The 11,861-nt window shown below is 70.2% G+C and carries 8 protein-coding genes; 3 read left to right on the top strand and 5 right to left on the bottom strand.

Going from position 1 to position 11,861, the window contains the following annotated elements:
* Positions 1-21: 21 nt before the first annotated feature.
* The 3 genes from DIZ27_RS26735 to DIZ27_RS26745 all read left to right on the top strand — a co-directional run bounded on the left by DIZ27_RS26735 (position 22) and on the right by DIZ27_RS26745 (position 5,434).
* Entirely contained in the window at positions 22-870 is an 849-nt protein-coding gene (locus tag DIZ27_RS26735; protein ID WP_109381010.1) for an enoyl-CoA hydratase, read from the top strand.
* Positions 871-1,061: 191 nt separating this feature from the next.
* The gene (icmF, locus tag DIZ27_RS26740) at positions 1,062-4,289 is read left to right on the top strand and encodes a fused isobutyryl-CoA mutase/GTPase IcmF (RefSeq protein WP_109381011.1); all 3,228 of its coding nucleotides are present in this window, start codon (positions 1,062-1,064) and stop codon (positions 4,287-4,289) included.
* Between the two features lie 284 nt (positions 4,290-4,573).
* Positions 4,574-5,434: a 3-hydroxybutyryl-CoA dehydrogenase gene (locus DIZ27_RS26745; RefSeq protein ID WP_109381012.1), complete on the top strand. Its 861-nt coding sequence runs from the start codon at positions 4,574-4,576 to the stop codon at positions 5,432-5,434.
* Between the two features lie 357 nt (positions 5,435-5,791).
* Here the strand turns inward: DIZ27_RS26745 and DIZ27_RS26750 are convergent, their stop codons facing one another.
* From DIZ27_RS26750 to DIZ27_RS26770, 5 genes are all read right to left on the bottom strand, one after another.
* Positions 5,792-6,973: a thiolase family protein gene (locus DIZ27_RS26750; RefSeq protein ID WP_109381013.1), complete on the bottom strand. Its 1,182-nt coding sequence runs from the start codon at positions 6,971-6,973 to the stop codon at positions 5,792-5,794.
* Positions 6,974-6,991: 18 nt separating this feature from the next.
* Positions 6,992-8,650 carry an FAD-dependent oxidoreductase gene (locus DIZ27_RS26755; RefSeq protein WP_109381014.1) on the bottom strand — a complete coding sequence of 553 codons (1,659 nt, stop codon included), beginning with the start codon at positions 8,648-8,650 and terminating at the stop codon, positions 6,992-6,994.
* Positions 8,651-8,786: 136 nt separating this feature from the next.
* On the bottom strand, positions 8,787-10,274 hold the full coding sequence (locus DIZ27_RS26760) for a class I adenylate-forming enzyme family protein (RefSeq protein WP_109381015.1): 1,488 nt from the start codon (positions 10,272-10,274) through the stop codon (positions 8,787-8,789).
* Between the two features lie 8 nt (positions 10,275-10,282).
* Entirely contained in the window at positions 10,283-10,573 is a 291-nt protein-coding gene (locus DIZ27_RS26765; RefSeq protein ID WP_109381016.1) for a hypothetical protein, read from the bottom strand.
* A gap of 64 nt (positions 10,574-10,637) precedes the next feature.
* Complete coding sequence (locus DIZ27_RS26770; RefSeq protein WP_109381017.1) at positions 10,638-11,747, bottom strand: phosphotransferase family protein; 1,110 nt, start codon at positions 11,745-11,747, stop codon at positions 10,638-10,640.
* Positions 11,748-11,861 lie beyond the last annotated feature (114 nt).

The following is an 11,861-nucleotide window of genomic DNA, read 5'->3' on the forward strand; positions in this document are numbered from 1 at the left end:
ATCTCGTGCTAGCGTCCGCACATGGCAGACGCTATCCCCGGCTCCGGCCCGATCACGTACGAACGACGCGACTCCGTCGCGCTGATCACCTTGAACAGGCCCGAGTACCGCAACGCCCAGAACTCCGCGATGACGTACGCCCTGGACGACGCGTTCACCCGGGCGGTGAACGACGACTCGGCGCGAGTCATCGTCCTCCGCGGGGCCGGACAGCACTTCTGCGCCGGCCACGACATCGGCACACCGGGGCGCGACGCCCACCAGTCGTTCGACCGTCGCGCCATCATCCACTGGGACCACGTCGACCGCGAGGGCGTCGACGCGAGGTACGCCCGCGAGTCCGAGGTCTATCTCGGCATGTGCCGACGCTGGCGCGAGATTCCCAAGCCCGTTATCGCCATGGTTCACGGGGCCTGCATCGCCGGTGGTTTGATGCTCGCCTGGTCGTGCGACTTCATCGTCGCCTCCGACGACGCCTTCTTCTCCGATCCCGTGGTCCGGATGGGCATCCCCGGGGTGGAGTATTTCGCCCACCCGTGGATGATGAACCCCCGGGCAGCCAAGGAGTTCCTCTTCACCGGCGATCGGTTCTCCGCCGCACGGGCGCACGAGCTCGGCATGGTGAACCACGTTGTGCCGCGCGAACAGCTCGAGGGCACGGTGTTCGCCATCGCCGAGCGGATGGCGCAGATGCCCGCCTTCGGCCTGGCCCTGACCAAGAAGGCAGTCAACCAGGCTGAGGACCTCCAGGGCATGCGCGCCGGCATGGACTCCGTCTTCGGTCTGCACCACATGGCGCACGCCCACAACGCCGAGGTCGGCGCCGACGCGCTCGGCGGGTTCGACGCCCGGGCCATGAGGGCCCGCTGAACGGCCCGTTGCCGCGCGGGGTCCGACCAGCGTCGTGACGCTGCTCGGCGAGGTGCGCCCGCACGGTCCCGATCACCGGAAACACCCCTGGCCTGTGCTTGCCGTCACACAACCATCACCTGCTGCAATTTACTAGGGCGTCCTAGTATTTCTCCAGCCAACTCTCCCCCGTACCGTCCGGGAAGGCCTCCATGAACGAACTGCACCGCCCCGTGCATCCCGTCCGCCTGGTCACCGCTTCGGCCCTGTTCGACGGGCACGACGCGTCGATCAACATCATGCGGCGCATCTTCCAGTCCCAAGGCGCCGAGGTGATCCACCTCGGACACAACCGGTCAGTGCGGGAAGTCGTGGACGCGGCACTCGAGGAGGACGCACACGGCGTGGCGGTCTCGTCCTACCAGGGCGGGCACGTCGAGTACTTCGAGTACCTGGTCGAGTCGCTGCGCGAGCGGGGGGCGAAGCACATCCGCGTGGTGGGCGGTGGCGGCGGCGTGATCGTGCCCGAGGAGATCGCCCGACTGCGCAAGAGCGGTGTGACCATCTTCTCCCCCGAGGACGGCCAGCGGATGGGCCTCGCCGGGATGGTCAACTCGGTGATCCGGGACTGCGACTTCGACCTCTGGGACGGCAGGTCGACCGACGCCGCCGCCGTGCTCGCCGGCGACCGGTTCGCGGTCGCTCGTGCCATCACGGGCGCGGAGCTCGGCAAGCTGCCCATGGATCTCCTGGAGCGGCTGCGCGCCGCTGCGGCGGAGCGGGTCACGCCCGTTCTCGGTATCACCGGAACCGGCGGCTCCGGGAAATCGTCGCTGACGGACGAACTGGTGCGCCGGTTCCGTGTCGACCAGCAGGACAGGCTGCGGATCGCGGTGATCGCCGTCGACCCGACCCGCCGCCGCGGCGGCGGCGCACTGCTCGGTGACCGGATCCGGATGAACTCCCTGGACGGGGAACGGGTCTTCTTCCGCAGCCTCGCCACCCGCGGCAGTCACGAGCTGCCCGAGCACCTGGCCGATGTGATCGACGTGGTCAAGGCCGCCGGGTTCGACCTGGTGATCGTGGAGACGCCGGGCATCGGCCAGGGCGACGCGGCGATCGTGCCGTTCGTCGACATCCCGATGTACGTGATGACGCCGGAGTTCGGCGCCGCCTCGCAGCTGGAGAAGATCGACATGCTCGACTTCGCCGACGTGGTGGCCATCAACAAGTTCGAGCGGCGCGGTGCCAAGGACGCCCTGCGCGACGTGGCCCGCCAACTGGTCCGCAACCGCGAGGCGTTCGACAAGAGGCCCGAGGACATGCCGGTGTTCGGCACCGCGGCGGCCACGTTCAACGACGACGGTGTCACCGCGCTCTACCAGCACCTGAGGACCGCCCTGGGCGAGAAGGGGCTTCCGCTGTCCGAGGGCACGCTGCCCACGGTCGACGTACGCCACTCCTCCGGCATCCGGCAGGTGGTGCCCGCGGACCGGGTGCGCTACCTCGCCGAGATCACCGAAACGGTCCGCGCCTACCACGCCGAGACCGGACGAGTCGCCGAGGCGGCCCGGCGGGTGCAGCGCCTGGACATCGTCCAGGGCGAGCTCGTCCGGGCCGGGTCCGACGCCGGCAACGTGGCCGCGCTGCTGGAAGAGGCACGCAAGCAGCTCCCCCACCAGGTCGCGGAGCAGATCGCGAACTGGCCCGCCGTCGTGGAGTCCTACTCCGGCGACGAGCAGGTCGTGAAGGTCAGGGACAAGGAGATCCGCACCAAGCTGACCCGCGAGTCCCTGTCGGGCAACAAGGTCCCCCGCGTGGCGCTGCCCGCGTTCGCCGACCACGGAGAGCTGGTGAGGTTCTGGCGCCGGGAGAACCTGCCCGGCTACTTCCCGTTCACCGCCGGGGTGTTCCCGTTCAAGCGCGATGGCGAGGACCCGGCCCGGATGTTCGCCGGCGAAGGCGATCCCTTCCGCACCAACCGGCGGTTCAAGCTGCTCTCCGAGGACCAGCCGGCCACCCGGCTGTCCACCGCCTTCGACTCGGTCACCCTGTACGGCCGTGACCCCGACGAACGTCCCGACATCTACGGCAAGGTCGGCACCTCCGGCGTCTCCGTCGCGACGCTGCAGGACATGAAGACGCTCTACGACGGCTTCGACCTGGTCGCGCCCACCACCTCGGTGTCGATGACGATCAATGGTCCGGCGCCCACGGTGCTGGCCTTCTTCCTCAACACCGTCATCGACCAGCAGGTCGAGAAGTTCCGCGCTGCCGAGGGCCGCGATCCCTCGCCCTCGGAGGCGGCCGAGCTGCGCGCGCACGCGCTGGCGAACGTGCGCGGCACGGTGCAGGCCGACATCCTGAAGGAGGACCAGGGCCAGAACACCTGTCTGTTCTCCACCGAGTTCAGCCTGCGGATGATGGCCGACATCCAGGAGTGGTTCATCCATCAGCACGTCCGCAACTTCTACTCCGTCTCGATCTCCGGCTACCACATCGCCGAGGCCGGCGCGAACCCGATCAGCCAGCTCGCGTTCACCCTCGCCAACGGGTTCACCTACGTCGAGGCCTACCTGGCGCGCGGCATGCACATCGACGACTTCGCGCCGAACCTGTCGTTCTTCTTCTCCAACGGCATGGACCCCGAGTACTCCGTGCTCGGCCGGGTCGCCCGCCGGATCTGGGCCGTCGCGATGAAGGAGAAGTACGGCGCCAACGAGCGTTCCCAGAAGTTGAAGTACCACGTCCAGACCTCCGGACGCTCCCTGCACGCCCAGGAGATGGACTTCAACGACATCCGCACCACCCTGCAGGCGCTGATCGCCATCTACGACAACGCCAACTCGCTGCACACCAACGCCTACGACGAGGCCGTCACCACTCCGTCCGCGGAGTCCGTACGCCGCGCGCTGGCGATCCAGCTCATCATCAACCGGGAGTGGGGCCTGGCGATGAACGAGAACCCGCTGCAGGGCTCGTTCGTCATCGACCAGCTCACCGACCTGGTCGAAGAGGCGGTGCTCGCCGAGTTCGACCGGATCAACGAACGCGGCGGCGTACTCGGCGCCATGGAGACCGGCTACCAACGCGGCCGCATCCAGGACGAGTCCATGCTCTACGAGCAGCGCAAGCACGACGGCACGCTGCCCATCATCGGGGTGAACACCTTCCGTCGGCCCGGCGGCGACGCCGAGCCCCAGGAGCTCGAACTCGCCCGCGCCACCGAGGAGGAGAAGGAGTCCCAGCTCAAGCGGGTCCACGACTTCCAGATCACGCACAGCGAGGAGGCCGCGAAGGCGATCGCCCGGCTCAAGGAAGCCGCGATCAACGGTGACAACGCCTTCGAGGTCCTCATGGATGCCGCCCGTGTCTGCTCGCTGCAGCAGGTCACCGAGGCGTTCTTCGAGGTCGGAGGCCAATACCGGCGCAACGTCTGACCCGCCGGTACGACGGCCGCGGTCCGCACCCCGCCGCATCCGAGCGGGGTGCCGCCGCACCTCGGCCCTGACGTGCTCAAGTCGGCAGGCAGCCGCTCCGGCGTCCGCCTGCCGCGCCACCCGTACCCGGTCCCATGGGCGCCGGCCTCGAGGACACCACCCGCGTCCCTTCCCTTCCCTTCAACCGACCGCCGAAGGCCGTTGCCGGAGGCCGGTACCGCCGCGACGTCCGTGCCTCACCCGGCCGGAAGCAAGACTGCGCTCTTCGTCAGATAGGACCTCAGATGGATCCCGTTACCCGTCTCGGTGTCATCGGCTGCGGCCTGATGGGCTCCGGCATCGCCGAAGTCGCCGCCCGCAACGGCCTCGACGTCCGCGTCGCCGAGTCCACCCATGACGCCGCCGAGGCAGGCCGCCGCCGTATCACCGCCTCCCTCGACAAGGGCGTGCGCCACGGCAAGCTCAGCGAGGAGCAACGCGACCAGGCCCTCGCCGGGCTCTCGTTCACCCACGACCTCGGCGACATGGCCGACCGTCAGTTCGTCATCGAGGCCGTCGCCGAGAACCGCGACATCAAGACCGACGTCATCCGCGCCCTGGACAAGGCGGTCGAGGACCCCGCGGCGATCCTGGCCACCAACACCTCCTCGATCCCCATCGTCGACCTCGCCGTCGCCACCGAGCGCCCCGGGCAGGTCATCGGCATGCACTTCTTCAACCCGGTGCCCGTGCAGCAGCTGGTCGAGCTCATCCCGGCCCTCACCACCAGCCAGGAGACCGTGCAGCGCACCCGTGACCTCGCCGGGCAACTGGGCAAGCGGGCCATCCAGGCACCCGACCGCTCCGGCTTCGTGGTCAACGCACTGCTCGTGCCCTATCTGCTCAGCGCCGTGCGGATGCTGGAGTCGGGCGCCGCACGCCCGGACGACATCGACCGGGGCATGGAACTCGGCTGCGCCCACCCCATGGGGCCGCTGCGCCTGCTCGACCTCATCGGTCTCGACACCGCCCAAGCGGTGGCCGAGTCGATGTACGAAGAGTTCAAAGAACCGCTGTACGCACCGCCCGCCCTCCTGCGCCGCATGGTCGCCGCGGGCCACCTCGGCCGCAAGAACGGCCGCGGCTTCTACACCTACGACGCCTGAGACCGGCCCACCGATCCGGAGATCCACACCGGCCGGCAGGCATGGACCGCGGCAGCCGGCCTCGACAGTCCCGCCGCATGACTGCTCCAGCCCGCCAGAACGCCGGCACTCACGTCGGCAGTGGGTGAGCAGCACCGCGGCCGGCGCACAGCCCGACTCGAGGCCGGCCCCGGGCCTCCAGCGGCCGGAGCCGCTCTTCCCGCCCGGAGGACGGCACCGCCCTCCGGGCCCGGGCCGCGGAGGGGAGAACGCACACGCCCGTCGGCCCCTCCCGCGTGCGGCATCGCGACTCCACAGGAGTGGGCGTCCCCACCGCACTCCTGGCGGCGGGGACGCCGAACGCCTCGGCGTCTCGCCTCAGTCGAGGCGGCGGAAGAGGGCGGCGAGGGCCTGGCCGCCGCCGATGCACATGGTGACGATGCCGAACTCACCGCCAGTGCGGCGCAGGTGCTTCACCACTCGCAGCGACAGGATCGCGCCGGTCGCACCGACCGGGTGGCCCAGCGCGATCGCGCCGCCGTACGGGTTCGTGCGTTCCGGATCCAGGCCTGTGTCGCGTGCCACGGCGACGGCCTGCGACGCGAAGGCCTCGTTCAGCTCGACGATGTCGATGTCGGCCGGCGTGAGACCGGTCTTCTCGAACAGAGAGCGCAGCGCGAACGTGGGCGCGTACCCCATCAGCCCCGGCTCCATCGCCGCCGTCGCGACCTGCTCCAGCGCCACCAGGCCGGTCGCACCACGATCGCGCGCCACGGACTCCCTGGCCAGCACGACCGCGGCGGCGCCGTCGTTGATGCCCGAGGCGTTGCCCGCTGTCACCGTGCCGCCCTCGGTGAAGGCCGGGCGCAGGCCGGCCAGACCCTCCAGCGTCGTCCCGGGCTTGGGGTGCTCGTCCGTGTCGACCACGGTCGCCCCACGGCGGCCGCGCACCTCGACAGCGACGATCTCCTCCTCGAACGCCGCCTTCGCGGCGTCCGAGGCCGCACGCTGCTGTGACCGCAGCGCGAACGCGTCCTGCTCCTCGCGCGAGACACCGTACTTCTCGGCGACCGCCTCGGCGGTCACGCCCATGTGCACGCCGCCGAACGGGTCGGTCAGTATCGCCACGGTTCCGTCGACCAGCGGCCGGTTGCCCAGCTTGTAGCCCGACCGGGCGCCGAAGTCGTAGAACGGCATCCGCGTCATCGACTCGTCGCCGCCCGCGACGGTGAAGTCCAGGCCGTTCCAGACCATCTCCTGCGCCGCGGACCAGATCGCCTGCAGCCCGCTGCCGCACAACCTGTTCACGGTGAAGGCCGGCACCGACTTCGGCAGGCCGGCTTCGATCGCCACCCTCCGCGCGTTGTACGCGTCCGGGCCGACCTGGCCGATGCAGCCCATCACGACCTCGGCGGGGTCGTCGACGGTCACACCCGAGCGCTTGATCGCCTCGGTGACCGCCGCCGCACCGAGCTCGTGCGCCGGCACGTCCTTGAACCGGCCGCCGAAGCTGCCGATCGGGGTCCGCGCCCCGTCGATGACGACGATGCGTTCGTCCACGTCCGTCTCCTGGTTCGTTCAGTCGGTCGAAAGTGCTGCCGCGATCACGGCCAGTTGGGCGTCCCTGTCCGCCACCTTGGCGCGCGGGCGGCCCGCGGCTCGGCCGCTCGTCCTCTCGTGGGCGTCCAGGGCCTTCCACGCCTCCAGGTCGGTGACGCGCGGCAGGATCGATGTGACGTCGGTGGCATCGGTCGGCTCGCCGAGCCGTCCCACTTCCCAGTCCTCGAGCAGGGCGTCGACCGTCTCACGCGCACATCGCCTGTTGGTTCCGATGACGCCCGAGGGCCCGCGCTTGACCCAGCCCGTGACGAAGGCGCCCGGGACCGTCGTGCCCGTGGACGGGTCGACGACCCGCCCGTGCTCGTTCGGCACGACCGCCCGCTCCTCGTCGAAGGGCAGGTCCTTGATCGGCTGCGCCCGGTAGCCCACGGAGCGGATGACCAGGCCGGCGGACACGTCGTCCGTCTCGTCGGTCACCGAGGTCGGGCCGGTCCCGGGATCGATCCGCGTCCGCGCGAACCGGACCGCCTCGACTCGCTCGTCGCCGACGATGGCGACCGGCGTCTTGCAGTAGTCCAGGACGACCACCGGCCGGTCGCCGTCCGGTACCTCGGTCGGCAGCCCTTCGATGAGATCGCGCTTGTACCGGTCGAGTGGCGCCCCGCCGGCGCCGAGCGCCCCGAGGTCGGCCGACCGGATCAGCCGCGGCCCCAACGCCTCCTTGAGACCGATCAGTTCGGGGGTCGTGAAGGCCGAGGCGTCCGCCCCCCGTCTGGCGACCACGCGGATCTCCTTGATCGACGACGCTCTCAGTGCCTCGAGGGCGTGCTCGGCGATATCGGTCGCGACGAGCGCCTCCGGATCCTTCGCGAGCACCCTGGCGACGTCGAGCGCGACGTTCCCGTTGCCGACGATCACCGCCCGCTCGACGGCGAGGTCGAACTCGGAGGCCGCATGGTCGGGATGGCCGTTGTACCAGCCGACGAAGTCCGTCGCGGCGTGGCTCCCCGGCAGGTCCTCGCCCTCGACTCCCAGTCGGCGGTCGCGGGACGCGCCCACCCCGTACATGACGGCGTGATAGCGCTCGGCGAGCTGCTCGTGCGTCACGTCCTCACCGACCGTGACGTCGAGGAACACCCGCACGTTCCTGCTGCGCAGCGCCCTGCCGAACGGCTCGGCCGCGTTCTTCGTCGACAGGTGGTCGGGCGCCACGCCGAACCGGACGAGCCCCCATGGCGTGAGCAGCCGCTCGAAGACGTCGATCGCGATGTCGACGCCGCGTTGCGACAGCAGGTGCTGGACGGCGTAGCTCGCCGCGGGCCCGGTGCCGACGACGGCCACCTTCAGGGGGCCGGTCGGCGCGCCCGTCCAGGTGCGCGGCGCGGGCTCCTTGTACGGCGTCGGGTCGTAGTCCCGATGGGCGGGATCCCGGTAGTACGCCGCATTCAGTTCGAGGAACGGCAGCGACTCCGCGGGAAGGTCGTAGTCGGGCTCGATCGCGCTGACCGGGCAGGCGTCGAGACAGGCCCCGCAGTCGATGCAACCGTCCGGGTCGATGTAGAGCATCTCGGTCGTGCCGTACCCCGGCTCCTCGGGAGTCGGGTGGATGCAGTTGACCGGACACACAGGCACGCAGGACGCATCGTTGCAGCAGTTCTGGGTGATGACGTATGTCATGGCATCCTCAACTTCTCATGATCAATCGTGGCCCCGGTCCACGTTCCCGGCAATCGGACGCCGCCGACGGAGACCGTTCCGGCCCCCGTCGGCGTCTCCCGGCCCCGCTCCACGCGTCCCGTCCCCGGAAAGCCGGTCACGGCGACGTCGCCAGGGCTGCGACCCTCTCGGCCCTCAGCACCCGCCGCAGCAGCTTGCCCATCTCGTTGTAGGGCAGCTCCTCGCGCACGTGGAAGTTCTGCGGGACCCGGGTCGACCGCAGCCCTTCCCGCACCCACTCGCGCAGGTCGTCCTCGACGACAGCGGCACCGGCGGCCGGCACGACGAAGGCCTCGATCCGCTCCCCCCACTCCGTGTCGGGGACGCCGATCACCGCGACGTCCTTGATCGAGGCGTGCGACCGGAGCCGCTCCTCGATCTCACCGGGAGCGATGTTCTCGCCGCCGCGGACGATCACGTCGTCGGCACGGCCGTGGAGGAAGAGGAAGCCGTCCACGTCGAGATGGCCGTGGTCGCGGGTCGGGTACCAGCCGTCGTCGCCGACCGCCGAGTGCGAGAGGTACTCGCCCGAGACCTGGTCGCCCCGGACCCAGATCTCACCGGTCTCGTGGGGACCGAGTACCCGGCCGTCCTCGTCGCGGATCTCGATCTCGACGGTGGGCAGGGCCCGGCCGACCGAACCCAGGCGAGCGCGAACCGACGGATCGTCGCTCGCCGCGGCCTCGCGGTGATCGTCCGGACTCAGCAGCGTGATGGTCGAGCTCGTCTCGGTCAGCCCGTAGGCGTTCACCAGGTCCAGCGACGGGAGCAGGCTCATGGCCCGCTCGATGACCTCGACGGGCATGCGGCCACCACCGTACGAGAGGTGACGCAGTGCCGGCAGGCCCCGGCCGTCACGCTCGACCTCGTCGAGGATCCGGTTCAGCATCGTGGGGACGACCATGGCCTGCGTCACCTTGTGGCGGCGTGCGGCCTCCACCCAGGCGGCCGGATCGAACGCGGACATGAGGACGATCCGGCGGCCGGCGTAGACCGAGGTGAGGAGCGAGCTCACCGCTGCGATGTGGTACGGCGGAACGGACACGAGGATCGCCTCGTCCTCGGACGCGTTGAGGAACTCGACGGTCGTGACGACGTACGGCACCAGGTGCCGGTTCCGCAGGACGGCCGCCTTCGGCGTCCCGCTGGTGCCGCTGGTGAACAGCAGCACGGCGGGAAACTCACCGTCGGTGTCCTGGGGTTCGGTCGGTGCCCCACCGCCGGGGAGGAGGAGCGGCTCGACGCCGGGCAGGCCCGGCACCCGGGAGGCGGACCGCTCGTCGGTGACCACCGCGACGGGGGCGATGCGCTGCAGCGCCTCCGCCAGCTGGTCATCGGTCCATCGATAGTTCACCGGGACGTAGGAGACCCCCGCCATCGCGCAACCGAAGAACAGCGCGATCGTCTCCGGCGAGTTCTCACCGAGGTAGGCGACCGACGTGACGGCCCGCTCCCGGATGGCAGCGGCATGCGCGCGGGCGCGGTCGGCCAGCTCGTCGTAGTTCCAGCACAGGTCACCCGACACGACGGCCGCGCGGTCGCCGGCTGCCTGCGAGACCATCTCGAGGATCATTGTCACATTCATCTGCGGCCTCAGTCCGAGGAGGGCAGCTTCTTGGCGGCGAGCTCGGTCAGGGCCCCACCGTCGGCGCTCAGGCTTCCGGCCCCGGGCTTCACGCAGAGGACCTGGAGTCCGGAGCTCTCGTGGGTGTAGCGCTTCCCCAGAAGGGTGCCGTGATCGTGCCCGGCGGCGGGTTCGCCCCGGACGCCGTCCCGGGCGGCCACCATGGCGACGCCCCCGCACTCCAGCACGACGTCCGCGCCCTTGATGACCACCACCTCCGTCTCGCACACGGCGCTGACCACTCGGGTCCCTGTCTTCATCGTCCTGCTCCTCGTTCGTCTCTCGGGAGGGAGTTCTCGTGTTCACATCGGGCTCGTCGGTCACTCACACCGCACCACCCAGCAGGGCCAACGCCCGGCGCGCGAGGGGCCGGACCATTTCTCCTCGCTGTGCCATCCGCGGATCCGGGCTCTCGCCGCGCACGTGGCGTGCGTAGAGCTGCTGGAGGATGACCACGGTCCGCCAGCACCCGAACGCCTCGTACCAGCCGATGTCCGACAGGTCGTACGAGCTGGTGCCGGCGTACCTTTCGATCACCTCGCCACGGCTTGGCAGGTCGAGTCCGCGGGTCGCGGACGCGGCGACGAAGGCACCCACGTCTCCCGCGGGGAGCGTGTGGTCGGGCCAGTAGTTGAGCAGGGTCCCGAAGTCCGCCAGCGTGTCGCCGAGGGTGGCCATGTCCCAGTCGAAGACCGACGCGACCCTGTCGGGGTCGCCTGCCGCGAACTGGCAGTTGTCGATCTTGAAGTCGTTGTGGACGATCCCAGCCGCCTGGCTCCTGGGCATGGTGCGGGCCAGTCGACCCCCGACCTCGTCGACCAGTGCCTTCGTCGAGGCCGCGTCCGGGAGGTTCGACTGCTCGGCGACCGCCCGCCAGCGCTTGGTCCAGCCGGCGACCTGGCGCTCGAGGAATCCGTCGGGCCGACCGAGGTCCTGGAGTCCGCAGGAGGCGGGATCGACCTCGTGCAGCTCGGCCAGGGCGTCGATCACCGCAAGGCCGATGCGACGGGTCGCGTCGACGTCGGTGCTGACCTCGGAAGGCACGCGCTCCCAGACCACGTATCCCGAGCGGTACTCCGAGACGAAGAACTCGGCCCCGATCACCGCGGGGTCCGAACAGTGGAGGAACGCCCGGGGCGCGCGGTCGTACGCCTCGTGCAGACGCGACAGCACCCGGTGCTCGCGTGCCATGTCGTGAGCCCCGGCGGCCACGGTGCCGAGCGGCGGGCGCCGCACGACGAGGTGCCGGTCGCCGAAGGACACCCGGTACGTCAGGTTCGCCGAGCCCCGCGGGAACTGCATCACCGCCATGTCGCCGTCCAGGCCCGGCAGGTGCTCGACCAGCCAGGAACGAAGCGCCGGCTCGTCGAACTCGTCACCGGCCCGGACGGCGGCGACGTCGTGCGTCGGGGCGGGCTCGTGGACGGTGGCCATGGACGGAGTCCCTCCTGTGGTGGCGTGTGAACGTCACCACAAGCTAATTCATCATGATGAATAGGTCAAGGTGCATCGCGGCGTGGTTCACGGCCTCCACGGCCGCCGGGCACA

Source organism: Streptomyces sp. NWU339, from assembly GCF_003143855.1.
Lineage (GTDB): Bacteria > Actinomycetota > Actinomycetes > Streptomycetales > Streptomycetaceae > Streptomyces.